The organism is Lacisediminihabitans changchengi (assembly GCF_016634425.1).
GTDB lineage: Bacteria > Actinomycetota > Actinomycetes > Actinomycetales > Microbacteriaceae > Lacisediminihabitans > Lacisediminihabitans changchengi.
In genome coordinates, this window is sequence record NZ_JAEPES010000003.1 from 75,854 (window position 1) to 95,385 (window position 19,532).

Below are 19,532 nucleotides of genomic sequence, written 5' to 3' on the forward strand. Positions count from 1 at the left end.
CATCACAGCCCATCCTCTCCACCGTTCCACCCATCGTTTGCACTGATTACAAAGGAGTAGTAATGCGAAAAGTCCTGTTGGCCACTGCCCTCCTGGCAGTTTCGGCCCTCGCCCTCGCGGGCTGCAGCACCGCGGCGACCACCGCGGGAACCGCAGCGAAGTCCGATTCCAAGCCCGTCTACGTCTTCCTGCCCAAGTCGCTCAACAACCCGTATTGGGTGGATGCGCGCAAGGGAATGGAAGATCAGGCGAACAAGCTCGGCGTCACCGCGAAGTTCCTCGGCCCGGACACCGATGACGCCGCCGCCCAGGTGGCCATCTTCGATTCCATCCTCGCCACCAAACCAGCCGGCATTGCGATCTCGCCCAACGACCCCGCCAGCGTGATCGACAATATCGCGAAGGCCCGCGCGGCCGGCATCCCGGTCATCGCCTGGGACGGCCCCGTGCCGAACAGCGAGGTCATGGGCTACATCGGCACCGACAACGTCGCCGCCGGTGAGCAGGCCGGAGAAGCACTCGCCAAGAGCATCAACAAGAAGGGCAAGGTCGCCGTGGTCATCGGCAGCCTGAGCGCCGTCAACCTCAACCAGCGCCTCACCGGCGTCAAGAAGGCTCTGGCCAAGTACCCGGACATCAAGCTCGTCGCCACCGAGGTGTCGGGCGAATCCGTCGCCACCGCCCAGTCGGCATCCGAGACGATCCTCCAGGCCAACCCCGACCTCGCCGGCATGGTGGGCATCGGTGGATCCGACCTTCCCGGAATCGCCGGAGCCCTCAAGTCGGGCAACAAGTGCGGCACCGTCAAGGCTGTCGGATTCGACGTCGTGCCCCAGGGCATCGACGGCATGAAGGGCAAGTGTGTCGACGCGCTCATCTCCCAGAAGCCGTTCGGCATGACGGCCCAGGCCCTGAAGATCCTGGCCGACTTCCACAACAAAACCTCCAAGCTGAAGGACAACTTCACCGTGGACACCGGAGTCGTCACAGTCACACCTGACACGCTGGATGAGTTCCTGAAGACCGCGCACTAGCGCAGACTGGCGGGGCCGATCACGATCGGCCCCGCACCCCCCTTTCACAATGAAGTTTTAGGAGTGGCCATGACCGAGCAAGCGCTCATCTCGATGCGCGGTATCGTCAAGCGGTATCCGGGCGTGACCGCCCTCCGCAATGTCGATCTTTCCGTGCAACCCGGCGAAGTGATGGCCCTGGTCGGCGAGAACGGTGCCGGCAAGAGCACGCTGTTGAAGATCCTCGCCGGTGCGGCCCGCGCCGATGAGGGCACCATCGAAGTTTCCGGAGTGGTGCGGGACATCCAGGCGCCCCGTGACTCCCAGGCGTGCGGCATCGCCGTCATCTACCAGGAGCTCAACCTCGCCAACGACCTCAGCGTCGCAGAGAACATCTACGTGGGCCGGGAGATCAGGAACCGCTTCGGTCTCGTGGACTTCCGGGCGATGGAGCGCGGCGCGGCCGCCCTGTTGAACAGCCTCGGCGTCGCCATCTCACCGCGGCAACTCGTCGGCAACCTCAACATCGCACTGCGCCAGATGGTCGAGATCGCCAAAGCGCTGCTGGTGGACGCACGCGTCGTCGTGATGGATGAGCCCACCTCCTCCCTCACCGAGGAAGAGGTCGAGACGCTGCTGGAACTGGTTCGAAAGCTGAGATCCAACGGGGTCAGCGTCATCTACGTCTCGCATCGCATGCGGGAGATCTACGAGATCGCTGATCGGATCACCGTCATGCGTGATGGAGCCGTCGTCGGCGTGTGCGAAGCGGGCAACACCACCCCCAACGACGTCGTGCAGATGATGGTGGGGCGCGAGCTCGTCGACCTCTACGGCGTGAGGTCCTCGCCGCTGGACGAGACAGCCGCACCCGCGCTCGAGGTGAAGAGCCTGAGTTGCGGAGACCTGTTGCACGATGTGAGCTTCTCCGTGCGCCCGGGCGAGATCCTGGTGCTTGCCGGGCTCATCGGGGCGGGTCGCAGCGATGCAGCCCTCGCGATCTTCGGGGCTGCGAGACGGAGAGGCGGCGAGATCCTGGTATCCCAGAAGCCGCTGGCCCTTCGCACTCCGATCGAGGCGATGGATGCGGGAATCGGGTTCGTCCCCGAGGATCGCAAACACCAGGGGCTCTTCCTCGGGCTTCCCGTTCGGGAGAACATCTCGTCGGCATCCCTTCCCGCGATCAGCCGCCTGTCGATCGTGTCGCGGCGGCGCGACCGGGATCTTGCAACCCATCACTCGAGCCAGCTCGGGCTCCGGCTGTCTGCGATCGAGGTCGCCGCCGGAACTCTGAGCGGGGGAAACCAGCAGAAGGTGGTGCTGGCCCGGTGGCTCGCGCGCAAGCCGCGCATCCTGATCCTCGACGAACCGACGCGTGGCGTCGACGTCGGTGCGAAGGCAGAGATCTACCAGCTGATCCGAACGATCGCTCGAGAGGGAGTCGCGGTGCTCGTGATCTCCTCGGAGCTCACGGAAGTGCTCGGCATCGCCGACCGCATCGTCGTGATGCGGGAGGGATACGGAGTTGGGGAATTGAACGCCGCAGACGCGACAGAGAAGCGCGTAATGGCGATGGCAACAGGAGTCGAAGGAGACGTTTCATGACCATCAACGAAGTGACCGCTAAAAAGGACGAGGCCCTGGCTCGGGCGGGTTCGGCAGTGCCGCTGCCGGAGCGCGTGACACCCGGCCAGAGGTTCCGCCTCGGAGTCCGGAAGATCGTCGGGGCGCGCGAGGCGACCCTCGCGGGCGTGGTCGTACTCCTTGTCGTCTACCTCTCGTTTGCCTCGCCCTACTTCCTCACGGCGGGCAACCTCACAGTTGTGGGGCGGCAGATCGCGCTCGCGCTGATCATCAGTGTGGGAATGACCTTCGTCATCCTCATCGGAGGCATCGACCTCTCGGTGGGATCGACAGTCGCGCTGGTGAGCGTGCTCACCGGGGAGTTCATGGTCACCATCGGGATACCGCCAGCGCTCGCCGTGCTGTTCGCGCTGTTGGGAGGGGCCCTCGTCGGGTTGATCAACGGGGTCATCAATGCCTACGTGGGCATACCCTCGTTCGTGGTGACGCTCGGGATGCTCGCGGTCGCCCGCGGGCTCAGCCTTGGTATCACCAGTGGTTCGACGATCAGCGGTTTCCCGGCGGAATTCCTCAACCTCGGTCAGGGAGCTGCCCTCGGCATCCCCATTCCGGTGTGGGTGGCCGTCGTGATCGCGGTCGTCGCGCACCTCGTGCTCACGCGCACCACTTTTGGCCGGCACATCTACTTCGTCGGCTCCAATGAGGAGGCCGCCAAGCTGTCCGGCATCCGGGTGCGGCGGGTGAAGATCGCGGTGTTCGTGATCTCGGCCTCGCTCGCCTCTGTATCCGGCATCCTCGAGACCGCCCGACTCAGCGTTGGGCAGCCCGCGGCTGGGAACGGCTACGAGCTGCTCGCGATCGGTGCCGCGGTGATCGGTGGTGCCAGTCTGTTCGGCGGCGTCGGCGGCATCCTCGGCACCGCCCTCGGCACCTCGCTGTTGCTCCTGATCCAGAACGCGTTGATCCTTCTCGGCATCTCCGCCTATTGGCAGCAGGTGTTCAGCGGTGTAATCATCGTCGCCGCCGTCGCTCTCAACATGTGGCGTCGTCAGCGCAAGTAGCCCGCAACCATCCCTCAAGAAAAAGGATAGAAATATGAAGGTAGTCATCACCGGCGCACACGGCAAGGTCGGGCGCGCCGCCACCCAGGCGCTCCTCGACGCGGGTCACGATGTGCTCGCCACCGACCTCTCGCGCCCCGGATTCGAAAGGCGCGAAGAGGGCTCTGCGCGGTACATGATGGCCGACCTCACAGACGCGGGCGAGGCCTTCGCCGTCGTGCGCGGCGCCGACGCGGTCGTGCATGTCGCTGCCATCCCGGAGCCGACCGGCAACCCGGCCCACGTGGTCTTCCGCACCAACCTGATGGCTACCTTCAACGTGCTCGAGGCGGCGGTGCGCTTCGGGGTGAAGCGCTTCGTCAACATCTCGAGCGAGACCGTTCCCGGGTTCTTCTTCCCCGAGCGCCCCTTCCTTCCGGACTACGCGCCGGTGGACGAACTGCATCCGGTCCACCCGCAGGATCCCTACGCGCTCACCAAGCACTTCGGCGAGCAGCTGATGAACGCGGCGGTCGAACGCAGCGACATCCGCGCCATCTCGATCCGCCCGAGCTGGGTGCAGAACGAGGGAAACTACGAGCAGAACCTCGGGCCGCAGATTCGCGATGCCTCGGTGCTCAGCCCCAACCTGTGGAGCTACATCGACGCGTATGACCTCGCCGACGCCATCGTGCTCGCCACCGAGTCGGAGCTACCGGGACACGAGGTCTTCTACATCGCATCTCCCGACAACGTGGGCGGCCACGACTTCGCCGAGGTGCTTCACCAGTACTACGGCGACAAGATCGAACTGCGTGAGCTCGACCGGGTCGACTCCTCCGGCATCTCCAGCGCGAAGGCACAGCGGATGCTCGGCTGGACGCCCAAGCGTTCCTGGCGCGACTACCTCGATTCCGACGGTCGGGCGCTCGCCAAGTGAAGCGCACGAGCGGGATCATCCATCCGCAGCTGTCGCGCGTGATCGCCGAATCCGGTCACACCGATGGGATCGTCGTGGCGGATGCCGGCTTACCGATCCCCCTCGGGGTGGAGCGCGTCGATCTCGCGTACCGGGCCGGCTCGCCCGCGTTCCTCGACATCCTCGACTCGGTGCTTGCAGAGTTCATCGTCGAACGGGCAGTGATCTCCCAGGAGATGGAGACGGAGAGCCCGGGGATGCTCGGGGAGCTGCGGGATCGGCTTGAGGCGGTGGGGGGTGGAGGTCGAGACCGTGCCGCACACCGATTTCAAGGTACTCACCAGGAATGCCCGCGCCATCGTCCGCACCGGTGAGTACACGCCGTATTCGAATGTGATGCTCTTTTCCGGCGCTCCCTTCTAGCCGACGCGCCCCGGAGTGCCACGCGCGGGAGAACGTTCTGGCGCGCGTGGCACCCGCGGCCGCACTGCACCTGGGGTGGCCGAGTTCTGATGCCGGCGAGTGTCGGTCTAGACGTTGCTCATCGTCGCGGCGGCGCCCTGCGGGAGCTCGTCACGAACCGGCTCCTCCACGTGGATGTACTTGCCGCCAGCGGAGAGCGACATTATCGCGCCGATGATCGACATCGCCGCTGCGGCGATGAACACGATCACGAGACCGGCGTGGAAGGGATCGGCGATCAGCTGCGGGAAGAATTCCTTGCCGGTGAGCGCGGCGGCGTTCGCGGGTGACAGCGAGTGCAGCACTCCGGTCGGGCCGAGGATCGAGGCGATTGGGTTGTAACCGAGGAAGGCGGCGAACAGGCTGCCGACCGGGGGAGTCGCCGCGACCTGGCCTGCCACCGCGGCGTTCACCCCGTGGCTCGTGAGCCCGGTGCGGAGCGCGTCCGGCAATGTCGAGGCGAGGCCCGCGATCATCAGCGAGAAGAAGATGCCGATGGAGAGGGAGTTGCCCGCGTTCTGGAAAGTTCCGGTCATGCCGGATGCCGCCCCGCGCTGGTTCGCCGGAACACTGTTCATGATCGCGGTGCGGTTCGGTGCCGCGAACAGGCCGGAGCCGACGCCGTTGAGGAATGTGATCACGGCGAACAGCCAATACGGGAAGTTCACCGGGATGAGCAGCAGAGCCACGAAGGTGAGCGCAACCAGTACCAATCCGCTGGTGGCGAAGGCTCGCGCACCGAAGCGGTCGGAGAGCGATCCCGAAACGGGGCCGGAGACCAGGAAGCCGATGGTGAGCGGCAGGAGGTAGATGCCGGCCCAGAGCGGCGTGCTTTCGTAGGAGTAACCGTGAAGGGGAAGCCAGATGCCCTGCAGCCAGATGATCAGCATGAACTGCAGACCACCGCGGCTGATCGAGGCGAGCAGTCCGGCGAAGTTGCCCCAGGCAAACGCGCGGATGCGGAACAGCCGCATGTTGAACATCGGGTCTTTAGCGCGCAGCTCGTAGAAGACGAACAGGATCAGCAGGGCGATGCCGCCGATGATGCCGGCGAGCACCCAGGGGTTGCCCCACCCGGTGGAGCTGTCACCGTAGGGCTGGATGCCGTAGGTGATTCCGGTCAGCAAGGCGACGAGGCCGACGGCGAAGATGATGTTGCCCGGGATGTCGACCTTTCCGACGGCCTTCGACCCGACCTCGTGCAGCGACTTGTACGACCAGATCGTGCCCAGGATGCCGAAGGGAACGCTGATAAGAAAGACCGCGCGCCAGTCGATCGTCGAGAGCAGTCCACCGATGATCAGACCGAGGAAGGTGCCCGCGATACCGGCCACCTGGTTGATTCCCAGCGCGAAACCGCGGCGTTCTACGGGAAACGCATCGGTGAGGATGGCGGTCGAGTTCGCAAACAGCATCGACCCGCCGACGGCCTGCACCACGCGCCATCCGATCAGCCAGATCGCGCCCTGTCCGCCCGTGAAGGGGTCGAAGACGAGGGCGATGGCCGAGAGGGTGAAGATCACGAAGCCCAGGTTGTAGATGCGCACCCTGCCGTACAGGTCGCCGAGTCTGCCGAAGCTCACGACCAGCACGGCCGTGACCAGGATGTACCCGGTCAGCATCCAGAGCAGATAGCTCACGTTGCCCGGCTCGAGCGGGTTGAGCTTGATGCCGGTGAAGATCGCGGGGAGCGAGATCAGCACGATCGACCCGTTGATGGTCGCCATCAGGATGCCGAGGGTGGTGTTGCTCAGTGCGATCCACTTGTACTTCGGGTGGTCTTTGTTGAACATGCCCGAGCGGGTGCGAACGGCGGTGTCTGCCACGAATTCCTCCATCGAAGCGCTCGCCGTTGAGTGCCAATTGATTAGTTGTTGTGTACTAACTATATCTCGAGACGGGCGATGCCGCCCGCGCGTACAGTGAGCGGAAATTCACCGGCACGCCGTTCAAGGAGTTTCATGCCCGACAGTTCCGACGCCCCCGCTACCGTCTTCGTGCTCTTCGGAGCGACCGGAGATCTGGCCAAACGCATGGTCATCCCGGCCTTCTACCAGCTCGCGCAGCACGGTCTGCTGCCGAAGAAGTGGGCGATCGTGGGTAATGGTCGCGGCGACGTCTCCACCGACGACTTCCGCGCCCACGTGCACGACGTGCTCACCGAGTTCGGTCCGCAGCCGGGTGACGACTGGGACGACTTCAGCGCCCATCTCCACTTCGCCGGCAAGGGCTTCACCGCCGATGACCCGGGAGAGTTGGTCGACGTGCTCGCAGAAGTGGAGAAAGATCTCGGTGAGAAGCCGCAGCTCATCCATTACCTGTCGCTCCCTCCCGTTGCCTTCATCGGCATCACCGAGGCGCTTGGCGCACACGACCTGGTGACGGATGCCCGTGTCGTCTACGAGAAGCCATTCGGTACCAGCCCCGATAACTTTCGCGAACTCGACACCGCCGTCCACAAGGTGTTGGACGAGCATCAGGTCTTCCGCATCGACCACTTCCTCGGCAAGGAGGGATCGCAGAACCTCCATGCTCTCCGCTTCGGCAACGGCCTGTTTGAGGGGGTCTGGAGCCGTGAGCACATCCGCGCGGTGCAGATCGACGTTCCCGAGACGCTCGGTATCGACGACCGCGCGGAGTTCTACGACCAGACCGGTGCTCTGCTCGACATGATCGTGACCCACCTGTTCCAACTGGCCGCCGAAATCGCGATGGAGCCCCCGCTATCGATGAAGCCCGACGACCTGCAGGCCGCGAGGGAGACCGTGATCGCGGCCTTCCGTCCGCTCGCGGCAGAGGATGTCGTGCTCGGCCAGTTCGACGGGTTCACCGAGACCGAGGGGGTCGCCTCGGACTCCACGACCGACACGTTCGCGGCGGCTCGACTATGGATAGACACCCCGCGATGGCGTGATGTGCCCTTCCTGCTCCGCACCGGCAAGCGCCTCGCCGAGGGTGCTCAGCGGGTGAGCATCATCTTCCGCACGCCCGCGACAGGGCCGCTCGCCCACGACGCTCCCGAGACCGGCAATGTGCTGTCGATAAATCTGGCCGGAAAAGGCGCTGTAGACCTGCGGATGGTGGTCAAGGAGCCTGGCGCGGAGTTCTCGCTCACCACAGCCCAGAGCACGATCATGCTGGGCGATGTCGGCGACGCCGACTCGCTGCCGCCCTACGTGAAGCTGCTCAACGACGTCATCCTGGGTGACCGTTCGCTGTTCACCCGCCCCGACGGCCTCGCCTGGGCCTGGGACGCGATCGCGCCGATACTCACCTCTCCGCCGCCCGTGCTGTCGTACGCCGAGGAGAGCTGGGGCCCGGCGGAGGCCGCAACCTTGGCTGCTCCCGACGGCTGGCTGGTGGGGGAGTAGAAGTCGGCGGGTGTCCTGCCCCCCTAGTCGCCCAGCGCCGGCCGAATGTCCCGCACGATCGACTCGAGAATGCGCGCGTTGAATCCCACTCCCAACTGATTGGGGATGGTTACCAGCACGGTGTCCGCGGCCTGCACCGCCGCATCCTCAGCGAGTTCTGCCGCTATCCGGTCTGGTTCGCCGATGTAGCTTCGCCCGAACCGCGCGAGTCCGCCGTCGAGATGGCCGACCTGATCTTTCGCGTCGGCCTGCGCGCGCAGTCCGAAATAGTGGCGAGTCTCGTCGTCGATGATCGGCAGGATGCTGCGGCTCACCGACACCCGTGGCACTCGAGTATGTCCGGCCTCTGCCCATGCACTCCGGTACATCGCGATCTGCTCGGCCTGGAGTTCGTCGAAGGGAACCCCGGTGTCTTCGGTCAGCAGCGTCGAGCTCATCAGGTTCATGCCCTGCTCGGCGGTCCACACGGCGGTCGCCCGCGAGCCGGCGCCCCACCAGATGCGGTCGCCCAAGCCGGGCGACTGGGGCTGAATGGCGAGGCCGCCGGCCGCCCCCATCTGCGGGTTGGCCCGGGCCACGGCGGCGCCGGCTATCGCCGCACGGAAACCGTCAGTCGTCTGGCGAGCCAGGTCGGCGTCGGTCTGCCCCTCGAGCGGGAAGTGGCCGAAACTCTCGTAGCCGCGCTCCGCCGTTTCGGGTGAGCCCCGGCTGATGCCGAGCTGCAACCTGCCGTCGCTGATCAGGTCGGCGGCCGCCGCGTTCTCCGCCATCGCCAGCGAATTCTCATAGCGCATATCGATCACCCCGGTGCCGATCTCGATGCGGCTGGTGCGCGCTGCCATCGCCGCCAGCAACGGGAACGGTGACGCGAGCTGCCGGGCGAAGTGATGCACCCGCACGTATGCGCCGTCGACGCCCATCTCCTCCGCCGCGACCGCGAGGTCGATCGTCTGCAGAAGTACGTCTTGCGCGGTCGGGGTGAACGAGCCGGGCACCTGCTGCCAGTGACCGAAGGAGAGAAAGCCGATGCGTTTCATCTTCGATAGAGCACCGCGCGGGCCATCGCTATTCCCCCCGTCGTGCCGCGGGAGTAGCGTCGGCGGCGGGAGACCGCTAAACAAAGGAGTCCCCGTGCAGAAGATCACCCCGTTCCTCTGGTTCGACACCGAGGCGGAGCACGCGGCGTCGTTCTACGTCTCACTGTTCCCCGACTCCTCAATCACGCACGTCTCGCGGTACCCCGCCGGCGGCCCGATGCCCGAGGGGCACGCCTTCGTCGTCGACTTCGTCCTCGACGGGGTTCACTACAGCGCGATGAACGCCGGACCGCAGTTCTCCTTCACCGAGGCGATCTCGCTCTATGTTTCCGCCGAGACCCAGGATGAAATCGATCGACTGTGGGATGCCCTCCTCGCCGACGGGGGTGAGCCCAGCCGGTGCGGGTGGCTGAAAGACAGATGGGGTCTGTCGTGGCAGGTCGTGCCCCCGGTTCTCGGCACGCTCCTTCAAGATCCCGATCCGGGTCGCGCCGCACGGGTCATGGAGGCGATGATGGCGATGACGAAAATCGACATCGCCGAACTGCAGGCCGCGTACGACCGGGAATGAATGTCCGAACGGCCGCTCAGCTTCGGTGCTCGGCTGCCAGAATCAGATCATGACGCCGCCGCCGACGCCGAGCAGACGGCAGTCTCCCGTGCAACGCACCGTGCGTCGGGCCGTGTCGCGATTCTCGCGCACCCTATTCTTTCGGCGAGTCGGGCCGACGATCATGCCACCCCTGGAGCGGGTGACGAGTGTGCTCACCCACGGCAAGCATCCGTTGAGCGGATTTCTCGTGCCGTCGCTCGTGTTGCATACGACCGGCGCGAAATCCGGACTCGAACGGGACACCGAACTCATGTACGTGCCCGAGGGGGAGGGGATGCTGGTGACCGGAAGTAACTTCGCTCGCGACCAGCATCCCGCGTGGACAGTCAACCTGCTCAAGCACCCGGCGGCGACGGTGAGTGTGAATCGCACGCTTATTCCGGTGCGTGCGACGCTTATTTCTGACGACGAGCGCGAAGCAGTCTGGACGTTCATCGAGGATCAGTGGCCCGGATATCGCGGCTACGAGCGGGCTTCCGGGCGGGTTCTTCGCATATTCCGCCTCACTCCCGAGGCCGCGCAGCCCCTCGTGCTCGAATGATCGATAGTACATTCTTGGCGAAATGTCCATGCATGAGGAGAAATTCATCTGACGACTATCTGTCGCGTCGCCTAGACTTGAAGAATGCCCGATCCCCGTATCCAGCGCACACGTGATCACGTGCTTGCGACGGTGCGCAAACTCCTGGCGGAGCCCGCGTCCACCCCGCTGACTTTCACCATCCTCGCCGCCGAGGCTCAGGTGTCCCGCAGAACCCTGTACACGCATTGGGGGTCGATCGATCGGGTGATCAGCGACGCGGTGAGCAGCACTTTCGCCGGCGATGCCAGCGATTTCGACGGACTGACAACGTTCGAGCGGCTTAATCACTTTCTTGTGCAGGTGCGCGACACCATGTGCGATCCGGTATTCGCAGCCACGGTGACAATGCAGATGGCGAAGGCGACCCGCGACCCAGAAGCTGCCGACTCGCTGCGCGAGATGAACGACGCGGCAATCGCAGAGTTCCGCGAACGCGTCGCCCCGGTGACGACTCAACAATACGGAGCGATCGTCGGTCCAGTCTTCTTCGCGCAGCTGATCGCGCGCGTTCCGATGACGGATGTCGACGTGCGAAACCATGCCGAGATCATCGCCCAGCATCTCGGACTGATGGAAGCAGTCGTATAGCGGCGAGCCAGCCGCCAGCCTTCAGGACGCGCTCACGAAACGCGGTTAGTCGAAGAGTTCTCTCGGATCGACCGACGTGTCGTGGCCCGCGATCAATTCCAGGTGCCATGCGCCGATGTCGAGATGCCAACTGCGCTCACCGTCGACGGAGTCCCATTCGTATTCGACCATCGTCAGCGCCGCGGCCCACTGCGCACAGGTCTCTGCGACATCGGGACCTGCGGCCTCCGGGCGCCCCTCGATGACGAGTCCCTCCGGATAGTCGATGACCGACCAGCGGAGGGGTGACAATCCGCGATCCTCCCCGAAACGCTCCAGAACCTGCACAACCGCGGCGTCCAACACCGGACCGATCGTTTTTGCGTCAAGACGTTGTTCGCTTGTGGTCGCGGCGCTCACGGGCGCTGCCGTTCACCTGCTGCGTACATAAAGATTCCCCGATCCGAGATCCCCCAAGCCAGGCGACATTGCCGTGTGGCTTGACACGAGGGTAGCTCACCAGAGGGGTGCTGTCTGCAGAAAGGGTCACCCCCGCGCGGGGATCTCGTCCCAGCGTGGCTCGCGCCGCGCCGCTCGCCTCGAGTTCAGTGCTGTCACATTTCCCGCGCGATTCGGGGTTTCGGACGTCTGCGCCGGACGGATGCGCACCGGCGTGCCGAGCGCACCGGCGACCAGAGCGGCCAGATCCGTGAACGTGGCGACCTGCTCGTCGGACGACCCCAACCGCGCGTCGCCGAACACCTCGAGGGTTCCCACGACGTCGCCGCCCGCACCCAGGATTGTCGCGGCCAGGGAACACGACAGGTCCGGGCGTTCCACCGTCGGGCTCGCGAGCAGCCTCACCACGTCAGATTCGCGCAGCCCGAGCTCCGGACTCACCCAGATCTGTTCCAGCGCGCCTGTCGTGAGTGCCGCGACACCGGCGTTCAGCGCCCGCCCCGCGATGCTGACGACGCGATCGGCGACATCGTGCAGCACCGAGTTGCGGTCGAGCGTGAGGCCGCTCCCCGAGAAGCCGTGCCGATGCCGCCCTGACTCGCTGGCGAGCAGCTGGGCGAGTGCTGCGACGACCTCGTCAGCGGTGGGGCGATCGTCGGGATGGCGTGCGGTCATCGCAGCCAGGAGCTCTCGCCATTCGGGGGCGAGGTCATCCGGGATCGAGGGATCGCCGAGCAGGCGAGCCAGAGCGGACGGGATCGGATCGCCGGGAAACGCGAGACGACCGGTGAAACACTCGAGCAGCACCAGGCCCAGCGAGTAGATATCGCTGGGCGGACCGACCGGAGATTTCTGCGCCTGCTCTGGGCTCAGGTATGCGGCGGTTCCGGTAGTCATGCCCGCTCCGGTGATGCGCGCGCTGCGAGCGGTCAGCGCGATGCCGAAGTCCGTGAGTTTGGCCCGGGTTCGCGTGCTGTCGTCGTCGTAGTCGAGCATCAAGACGTTCGACGGTTTGAGGTCGCGATGGACCACGCCGCGACGATGGATGTACTGAAGACCTTCGGCGAGGTCGAAGCCGAGCTGAGCGACTTGGCGGGCCGAGAGCGACCGACGGTCGAGCAACCGGGCGAGGTCATCTCCTGCGACCAGCTCCATCACGAAATAGATGCGCGGGTCGTCGGGGTCCGAACGATCGACGGCTGCATCGAGGAGGGTCACCAGCGAGTAATGACTGAGACCGGCGAGAAGATTTACCTCATGCTCCTGGCGACGGATCTCAATCGGATCGGTCGCGGCTGCGAACAACTTGATCGCGACATCTCGGCCGAGCGCCTCGTCCCGAGCGCGGTAGACGTAGCCCATGCCGCCACGTCCGATCACCTCGGTGGGTCGATACCGCCCTTTGAGAAATGAGCCCAGCCGAGGATCCATGATCCGATGTCCTGTCGCCGCATGCCGGAATCTCCGGGTGCAACGATTGTGGGGCACGCACACTGCGCAGAGCGTTGCTCAGCGAGGGTCAGCCTGCACGAAGCGGTGGCTCAGTCCTCGCCGATATCTTCGTTCCACAGCCGGGGGTGGGTGTGGATGAACTCGCCCATCATGGCTATGAGGCCCGGATCGTTCAGCACGGTGACCTCGACGCCGTTCTCGGCCAGCCATTCCTGTCCGCCGAGGAAACTCTGATCATCGCCGACGACCACACGCCCGATTCCGAACTGCCGCACCAGGCCCGAGCAGTACCAGCAGGGCGACAGGGTCGTGACCATGACCGTGTCGCGATAGCTGCGCTGCCGACCCGCGTTGTGAAAGGCGTTGGTCTCCGCGTGCATCGCGGCGTCGTCATCCTGAACTCGACGGTTGCGCCCCGCCCCGAGCAGAGTGCCGTCCGCCGCGAACAATGCGGCCCCGATCGGGATGCCTCCTTCGGCCGCGCCCTTCTCCGCCTCGGCACGGGCGACGGCCATTTTCTCGCTGTCGGTCAAGTAGAGCTCGCCGCTCATGCGATCTGGTCCGCAGCGTCGACGCCGATAACCTCGTCGGGTTCTTCACTGAGCGGTCCGCCCAGCTTCGGAGCGAAGACGCGGAACAGGATGACGTACGCCACCCCCGCGAGCAGCAGCCCGACGATCGCGGTCAGGTCACCGATAGGCAGGGCCTTCGCGAGCGGGCCGGTGTAGATCTCCTGATTCGAGAACAGCAGCACAGACACGACGAGGCCGACCAAGAAGGCCAGGATGCCAGCGGGGTTGCGGTACTTCGCCCTCTCGGTGACGAGCGACGCAATCGAGGTGCCGCGACGCAGGTAGCGATCGACCAGCACCACCCCGAGCCACGGGGCGATCCAGTAGGCGATCACCAGGAGGAACCCCTCGTAGGTGTGGCCGGCATCGGGGATGGCGCTCCAGGCGATGAAGAAGCCGACGACGCCGAAGCCCACGGCGACGATCGCACGCCGCAGGGCGAACGGGATCTTGATGCCCGCGGCGAGAAACGACATGGCGCCCGAGTAGATGTTGAGAGCGTTGGCGGCGATGGCACCGACGGCGATGGCCACCAGCGTGAAGTCTTTGATCACGACCGGCATCGATGCGGTGAAGGAGTCGGTCGGGCTGTTCGCGTCGAATCCGGCGATCGTGGCGGCCGCGGCTCCTGCTGCCATCAGCACGACGCAGGAAACGAAATCGCCGAGTCCGGCGGCCAACGCGATTGCCTTCGTGCTCGTGGTGCGCGGGAGGTACCGGCTGTAATCGGCGGCGTAGGGATTCCAGCCGGCGGCGTAGCCGAACGCGGCACCGGCGGCGAGCGTGAAGCCGGCGAAGCTGAAGTTGCTTCCCCCCTTCTGCACGAAGCCGAAGTCGGCGTGCGCGAAGATCGTGATCGTCGCCACGATGAAGATGATGCCGAGCACGATGCTCGCGTACCGCTCGAACAGCTGCACCAGGTCATGGCCGACGAACGCGACCGCGACCTCGATCAGGACGATGATGAGCAGGCTGAGCACGACCGGCATGCCCGTCAGAGTCGCGAGCGCGAATGCGCCACTGACCGAGTTGACGGCGAACCAGCCGAGACCGGCCATCAGCGTGTTCAACGCGGCAGGCAGGATGTTGCCGCGGTAGCCGAACGCGGTGCGGCTCAGCACAAGCTGGGCGAGACCTTCGCGCGGACCCCAGGTGGAGAGCACGCCCTGAGTGATCGCGCCGGCGACAGATCCGAGGACCAGGGCGGCCATGGCCTGCCAGAAGCCCAGGCCGAAGAAGGCCACGGCAATGACGCCGACGAAGATCGTCGCGAACTCGAGGTTCGGCGACGTCCAGGTCGAGAGGAGTTGCCAGGGGGAGCCGTGTCGCCGGTCGGTCGGAATCGATTCGATCCCGCCGGTCTCGATGTGCGTGGCGCGTGTGGGGGAGGGCGCGATGGTCATCTAACGAATAGTACGAGCGTGAAAGCGTCTTGGTGAAACCGAACCGCAGACTGTCACATGCTGTTAACACCGCACGCGGAGGAGCAGATCAGTGACCGCGGAGCTTCTCCAGATCGCGCCGCTCACGCTTTGTCGGACGCCCGGCGCCGCGGTCGCGAACCACCGTGATCGGACGCTCCTCGCGGGGCGGGGGCGGTGGCGTGAGGTCGACCATGCACTCGGCCGCGACGGGGGCGCCGACACGCTTCACGACCAGCCGCGCGACCTTCACAGTTCGCTCGAGGTCTGCGGTGCGCAGGCGTACCTCGTCGCCGATCTTGACGGGTTGGGAGGGCTTTGCACGCTCTCCGTTCACGTGAACGTGACCCGCCTTGCACGCGGCGGTGGCGGCGGATCGGGTTTTCGCGAGGCGAACGGCCCACACCCAGCTGTCCACTCGCGCAGTCGTCGGCTCCATGATCAGCTGCTCCCGCTCAGGCGTCGGCGAGTGCACCCTTCCAGCCCACCAGCGCGCGAACGATCTCGCTACGGTCGTCGGCGAGGCGTTCCATCACGTCGGCAGGCACGAAAAAGTTGACGGCGAGGAAGCCGCGCACCCGTTCCGAGTCGTCGTCGGCCAGGCTGCGCAGCACATCGCAGGGCGCGTGCTCGTTGCGGGCCACGCAGGAGCGGACGCCCTCGTCGTCGTCGGCGGCCAAGGCGACCAGCACGTCCTCGGGAGCGTTCGGGCTGCTGGCGACGCTTTCGCGAATCTTGGCGTTCGCATCGGTGGCGAGCAGCCGCAGCCGAGCGATCTTGCTGTCGGTCACCGGGGGAGCGGGATGGAGGGCCGCAGCCTGCTCGGGAGTGAGCATGACCGGCCGGTGGTCACGCATCGCCTGGCGCTGCGCTGGGGTATTGAAACGGATGCAGGACATCGTCCAACGGTACCCGGCCCGCTCCCGGTCGGGCGAGACACGCCCTGGCGTGGTCTGGACTAGGCCGCGGCTTCCGTGGTCTCGCGCTCGCGACGCGGGAACCACGGGATGATCGGCGAGGTCCGCCGCTGGTAATCGACGTATTCGGGGTACTTGCTGACCGAGATGTTCTCCGTGAAGATCGTCGACCCGATGAACAGCACGGTGAGCAGGAACGGGCCTGCAACGGTCCATTGCAACACCGAACCCGCCGCGGACGCGCCGAGGAAGAACAGTACCCACCACTGCGCCTGCTCGAAGAAGAAGTTCGGGTGGCGCGAGACGCGAAACAGGCCGGATTGGAGGAAGCGCGGAGTCGGGGTGCGACCCGCGGCGACGTCGGCCTTCTTCTTTTCGTGGAAGTCCCACTGCTGCTGGTCGGCGACCGTCTCGCCGGCGGTGAGCGCCAGGAAGACGATCGCGAGGATCACATCGAGGGGACCGAACGCTGTGTCGCGGTTCTCGAATGCCGTGAACGCCGGAAGGGCGATGAGCACCAGGATGAAGTTCTGATAGAGCACGATGAAGAACAAGTTGAAGAGTTGGAACCCAGCCGGCGACATCCTCCCGCGCAGCACTGCCCAGCGGTAATCCTCCATGCCGCTGTAGCCGCCCTTGCGGGCGAAGTTGAAGGTCAGCCGCGCTCCCCACACGGTGACGATCGCGGCCATCACATCGAGCCGCACATCCGTCAGACCGGCGGCAATCGCGAACACCCACACGTAGACGATGGGCACGATCGACCAGATGCGATCCACCCAGGACGTGTCTTTCGTGATCAGCGACGCGATCCAGACGAAGGCGCACACCACGGCGGCGATGATGATGACGATGGTCAGGGGGCTCATGTTGGCATCTTATTCCGCGGCGAAACGGCGAGAGGGCGGGCCGATAGAATCGATGGCGTGACGGATGCTGCGAATCAGATGAGTTCGCGCATCCTGACGGTGCCGAACGTGCTCAGCTTTCTGCGCCTGCTCATGGTCCCGGTCTTCTTCGTCTTCATCGTCGTCGGCAACGATCTCGGTGCGCTTATTCTGCTGGTCATCTCGACGATCACCGACTTCGTCGATGGCCAGATCGCTCGCCGTTTCAATCAGATCACCCGACTCGGCCAGCTGCTCGACCCGGCCGCCGACCGGCTGCTCATCCTTGCCGCTCTGCTCGGCCTCGCGATCGCGCAGGTGCTGCCGTGGTGGTTCGTGATCGCCGTGGTGAGCCGCGATCTCCTGCTGATCGTGTTGGGAATCGTCCTCGCCAACCACGGCTACGGTCCGCTCCCGGTTCACCATCTCGGCAAGTTCGCCACCTTCTGTCTGTTCTCGTCGCTTCCCATCCTGATGCTCGGCGAGGCGTTCCCCGCGGTGCAGGGCGTGACGTCCCCGATCGGGTGGGCAGCGGCCCTGTGGGGTGGTTTCCTGTATTGGTGGGCTGGCGTGCTCTATCTGCGCGAGACCGTTCGGGTCGTGCGGATTCCCGCTCGTGAACCCGACACGGGATCAGCTACGCTTGGCCTCTAAGAAACCGAAAGACGCAGGGGAAAGCGGGAGGTGTCACCATGGCTGATCCAGAATCGCAGGATAGCCACGCAGAAGACCGACCTCGCGAGAGTGATACGACGGCTCTGCACCTGGGTGCCGAGTTCGAACGCCAACTCGCCGCTCTCGACGGCGAGGTGACGCCGGAAGAACAGCAGGCGATCGCCGCACTGCCGTCAGGCTCCGCTCTTCTCGTGGTGCGCCGCGGGCCGAATGCCGGTTCGCGCTTCTTGCTGGATGCCGACCGCACGACCGCGGGGCGTCATCCGGATGCAGACATCTTCCTCGACGACGTCACCGTCTCACGTCGTCATACCGAGTTTCTCCGCCACGGAACGGCCTTCGAGATCCGTGATCTCGGCAGCCTGAACGGCACGTACTTCGACGGCGTGCGCATCGATACGGCTCTACTGGGCGACGGGGCCGAGGTGCAGGTGGGCAAGTTCCGCCTCACTTTCTACGCGTCACGACTGGATCTCGCGAACCTGGCGAGCAAGTAGTGGGGCGCGCTACGGCCCAGGCGAAGACGCCTGGTGCAGCACCGCTGCTCAGTATCGGTCAGGTGCTTGCTCGACTCACGTCGGATTTTCCCGATCTCACGCCGTCGAAGCTCAGGTTCCTCGAGGAGCGCGACCTGATCGCCCCCGCTCGGACCGAGTCGGGCTATCGCAAGTTCTCGTCTGCGGATGTGGAGCGTCTGCGATTCATCCTCACGATGCAGCGGGACCACTACCTGCCGCTCAAGGTGATCCGCGAGTACCTCGTGGAACTCGATGCCGGCCGCGAGCCCGAGCTTCCCGGTGGTACGACGCTGTCTGGCCCCTCCATCCTCTCCACCGAGCGCAAGTTCAAGCGCGATGAGCTCGTGCGGGAGGCCGGCGCAACCACGCAGCTTCTCGGTGACGCAGTCTCCTCGTCGCTTATCGCGGCATCCGATGTTTACGGTGATGATGCGCTCAGTGTTCTCACCTCACTGGTAGAACTGCAGAAATCCGGCATCGAACCACGGCACCTGCGTGGATTTCGGGCGGCGGCCGAGCGCGAACTCGGCCTCATCGAGAGCGCGCTCATCCCGGTGGCGCGACGAAAAGACGCGTCGAGCCGCGCCAAGGCGGGCGAACTGGCTCGTGAGATCGCCGGTCAGCTGGAGATCGTGCGTTCCAGCCTGATTCGCTCGGCACTGACGCGACTCGACCCGTAAACTGTCGGGATCGGACACGCGCGGGCGATGAAGTTTCGCGAATCCGACCGACACGCCGACTCGTGTGTCACGGTGCGAGCCACCCCTCAGCGGTAACGTGGGGAACGACGAAAGTGTCAACCATCCGTTGAACGTTAAGGATGGGCACGGCAGTCAATTGACACAGCATGAACTGCAGAGGTGGAAGGCAACAATGAGCGAGCTCAGCACACGTAGCGAGGACTCCCGCTACGATCTCGGATTGCTCTTCACCGACGGTCTGCCCGATCTGGATGTCGACGCTGGCTACCGGGGCGCCGTTGCGGCTCGAGCGGCCGGAATCTCCTATCGCCAGCTCGACTACTGGGCACGCACCGAGCTCGTCGAGCCGACCGTGCGCGGTGCGGCAGGGTCCGGTTCGCAGCGTCTCTACGGCTTTCGCGACATCCTCGTTCTCAAGCTCGTCAAGCGTCTGCTCGATACCGGGATCTCGCTGCAGCAGATCCGGGTTGCGGTAAACCAGCTGCGCGAGGCCGGCATCAACGACCTCGCCCAGACCACGCTGATGAGCGATGGTGCCAGCGTCTACCTGTGCACGTCGAACGACGAGGTCATCGATCTGGTCAGTCGCGGTCAGGGTGTCTTCGGCATCGCCGTGGGCAAGGTGCTGCGTGAGGTCGAGACCTCGCTCGTGGAGCTCGACTCCGAGCGTCCCGACGTCATGGACGAACTGGCAGCAAAGCGCGCCACGCGAGCCTCCTAGGCGTCGTGCGAACCTCCGCT

Annotated in this window: 22 protein-coding genes and 1 pseudogene; 14 read left to right on the forward strand and 9 right to left on the reverse strand. The window is 65.2% G+C overall.

What is annotated here, in order from left to right:
* Positions 1–62 precede the first annotated feature (62 nt).
* From IV501_RS08715 to IV501_RS16385, 6 genes and pseudogenes are all read left to right on the forward strand, one after another.
* Positions 63–1,034 carry a sugar-binding protein gene (locus tag IV501_RS08715; RefSeq protein ID WP_200556313.1) on the forward strand — a complete coding sequence of 324 codons (972 nt, stop codon included), beginning with the start codon at positions 63–65 and terminating at the stop codon, positions 1,032–1,034.
* Between the two features lie 69 nt (positions 1,035–1,103).
* Positions 1,104–2,618, forward strand: coding sequence for a sugar ABC transporter ATP-binding protein (locus IV501_RS08720; RefSeq protein ID WP_200556315.1), 1,515 nt, complete (start codon positions 1,104–1,106; stop codon positions 2,616–2,618).
* Positions 2,615–3,658, forward strand: coding sequence for an ABC transporter permease (locus IV501_RS08725; protein WP_200556317.1), 1,044 nt, complete (start codon positions 2,615–2,617; stop codon positions 3,656–3,658). Before IV501_RS08720 ends, IV501_RS08725 begins: the two co-directional genes overlap by 4 nt.
* A 34-nt stretch (positions 3,659–3,692) precedes the next feature.
* Positions 3,693–4,577 (forward strand): NAD-dependent epimerase/dehydratase family protein, encoded by an 885-nt coding sequence (locus IV501_RS08730; protein WP_200556319.1) that lies wholly within the window; start codon positions 3,693–3,695, stop codon positions 4,575–4,577.
* Between the two features lie 38 nt (positions 4,578–4,615).
* Positions 4,616–4,792, forward strand: a pseudogene (locus tag IV501_RS16380) (RbsD/FucU domain-containing protein); the annotation flags it as partial.
* Positions 4,793–4,868: 76 nt separating this feature from the next.
* Complete coding sequence (locus tag IV501_RS16385; RefSeq protein ID WP_307812245.1) at positions 4,869–4,979, forward strand: RbsD/FucU domain-containing protein; 111 nt, start codon at positions 4,869–4,871, stop codon at positions 4,977–4,979.
* A gap of 107 nt (positions 4,980–5,086) precedes the next feature.
* On the opposite strand, the gene IV501_RS08740 is transcribed toward IV501_RS16385, so the two are convergent.
* Positions 5,087–6,844 (reverse strand): MFS transporter, encoded by a 1,758-nt coding sequence (locus IV501_RS08740; RefSeq protein WP_307812246.1) that lies wholly within the window; start codon positions 6,842–6,844, stop codon positions 5,087–5,089.
* A gap of 135 nt (positions 6,845–6,979) precedes the next feature.
* Between IV501_RS08740 and IV501_RS08745 the strand changes: the two genes are divergently transcribed.
* Positions 6,980–8,389, forward strand: coding sequence for a glucose-6-phosphate dehydrogenase (locus tag IV501_RS08745; RefSeq protein ID WP_200556323.1), 1,410 nt, complete (start codon positions 6,980–6,982; stop codon positions 8,387–8,389).
* Between the two features lie 23 nt (positions 8,390–8,412).
* Here the strand turns inward: IV501_RS08745 and IV501_RS08750 are convergent, their stop codons facing one another.
* Positions 8,413–9,426, reverse strand: a complete 1,014-nt coding sequence (locus tag IV501_RS08750; protein ID WP_200556325.1) for an LLM class flavin-dependent oxidoreductase — start codon at positions 9,424–9,426, stop codon at positions 8,413–8,415.
* Positions 9,427–9,520: 94 nt separating this feature from the next.
* On the opposite strand from IV501_RS08750, the gene IV501_RS08755 reads away from it, so the two are divergent.
* The 3 genes from IV501_RS08755 to IV501_RS08765 all read left to right on the forward strand — a co-directional run bounded on the left by IV501_RS08755 (position 9,521) and on the right by IV501_RS08765 (position 11,210).
* On the forward strand, positions 9,521–9,997 hold the full coding sequence (locus IV501_RS08755) for a VOC family protein (protein ID WP_200556327.1): 477 nt from the start codon (positions 9,521–9,523) through the stop codon (positions 9,995–9,997).
* A 49-nt stretch (positions 9,998–10,046) separates the two neighbouring features.
* Positions 10,047–10,580: a nitroreductase/quinone reductase family protein gene (locus IV501_RS08760; protein WP_200556329.1), complete on the forward strand. Its 534-nt coding sequence runs from the start codon at positions 10,047–10,049 to the stop codon at positions 10,578–10,580.
* A gap of 84 nt (positions 10,581–10,664) precedes the next feature.
* Positions 10,665–11,210: a TetR/AcrR family transcriptional regulator gene (locus IV501_RS08765; protein ID WP_200556331.1), complete on the forward strand. Its 546-nt coding sequence runs from the start codon at positions 10,665–10,667 to the stop codon at positions 11,208–11,210.
* A gap of 45 nt (positions 11,211–11,255) precedes the next feature.
* Here IV501_RS08765 and IV501_RS08770 read toward each other — a convergent pair whose 3' ends face one another.
* From IV501_RS08770 to IV501_RS08800, 7 genes are all read right to left on the reverse strand, one after another.
* A complete protein-coding gene (locus IV501_RS08770) occupies positions 11,256–11,609 on the reverse strand; it encodes a hypothetical protein (protein ID WP_200556333.1) in 354 nt (117 codons plus the stop codon).
* 126 nt (positions 11,610–11,735) lie between these two features.
* Positions 11,736–13,079, reverse strand: a complete 1,344-nt coding sequence (locus tag IV501_RS08775) for a serine/threonine-protein kinase (protein WP_200556335.1) — start codon at positions 13,077–13,079, stop codon at positions 11,736–11,738.
* Positions 13,080–13,189: 110 nt separating this feature from the next.
* On the reverse strand, positions 13,190–13,651 hold the full coding sequence (locus IV501_RS08780) for a nucleoside deaminase (protein WP_200556337.1): 462 nt from the start codon (positions 13,649–13,651) through the stop codon (positions 13,190–13,192).
* Entirely contained in the window at positions 13,648–15,075 is a 1,428-nt protein-coding gene (locus IV501_RS08785) for a purine-cytosine permease family protein (RefSeq protein WP_200556339.1), read from the reverse strand. Before IV501_RS08785 ends, IV501_RS08780 begins: the two co-directional genes overlap by 4 nt.
* A gap of 88 nt (positions 15,076–15,163) precedes the next feature.
* Positions 15,164–15,532: an RNA-binding S4 domain-containing protein gene (locus IV501_RS08790; protein WP_200556341.1), complete on the reverse strand. Its 369-nt coding sequence runs from the start codon at positions 15,530–15,532 to the stop codon at positions 15,164–15,166.
* Between the two features lie 16 nt (positions 15,533–15,548).
* On the reverse strand, positions 15,549–15,884 hold the full coding sequence (locus tag IV501_RS08795) for a hypothetical protein (protein WP_307812247.1): 336 nt from the start codon (positions 15,882–15,884) through the stop codon (positions 15,549–15,551).
* A gap of 167 nt (positions 15,885–16,051) precedes the next feature.
* The gene (locus tag IV501_RS08800; protein ID WP_200556345.1) at positions 16,052–16,879 is read right to left on the reverse strand and encodes a DUF1295 domain-containing protein; all 828 of its coding nucleotides are present in this window, start codon (positions 16,877–16,879) and stop codon (positions 16,052–16,054) included.
* A 57-nt stretch (positions 16,880–16,936) separates the two neighbouring features.
* On the opposite strand from IV501_RS08800, the gene IV501_RS08805 reads away from it, so the two are divergent.
* The 4 genes from IV501_RS08805 to IV501_RS08820 all read left to right on the forward strand — a co-directional run bounded on the left by IV501_RS08805 (position 16,937) and on the right by IV501_RS08820 (position 19,512).
* Positions 16,937–17,551: a CDP-alcohol phosphatidyltransferase family protein gene (locus IV501_RS08805; protein WP_307812248.1), complete on the forward strand. Its 615-nt coding sequence runs from the start codon at positions 16,937–16,939 to the stop codon at positions 17,549–17,551.
* Positions 17,552–17,589: 38 nt separating this feature from the next.
* On the forward strand, positions 17,590–18,069 hold the full coding sequence (locus IV501_RS08810; RefSeq protein ID WP_200556346.1) for an FHA domain-containing protein: 480 nt from the start codon (positions 17,590–17,592) through the stop codon (positions 18,067–18,069).
* Positions 18,069–18,770 carry a transcriptional regulator FtsR gene (gene ftsR / locus IV501_RS08815; RefSeq protein ID WP_200556348.1) on the forward strand — a complete coding sequence of 234 codons (702 nt, stop codon included), beginning with the start codon at positions 18,069–18,071 and terminating at the stop codon, positions 18,768–18,770. The genes IV501_RS08810 and ftsR overlap by 1 nt, the downstream gene beginning before the upstream one ends.
* Before the next feature lie 193 nt (positions 18,771–18,963).
* Complete coding sequence (locus IV501_RS08820) at positions 18,964–19,512, forward strand: MerR family transcriptional regulator (protein WP_200556350.1); 549 nt, start codon at positions 18,964–18,966, stop codon at positions 19,510–19,512.
* Positions 19,513–19,532 lie beyond the last annotated feature (20 nt).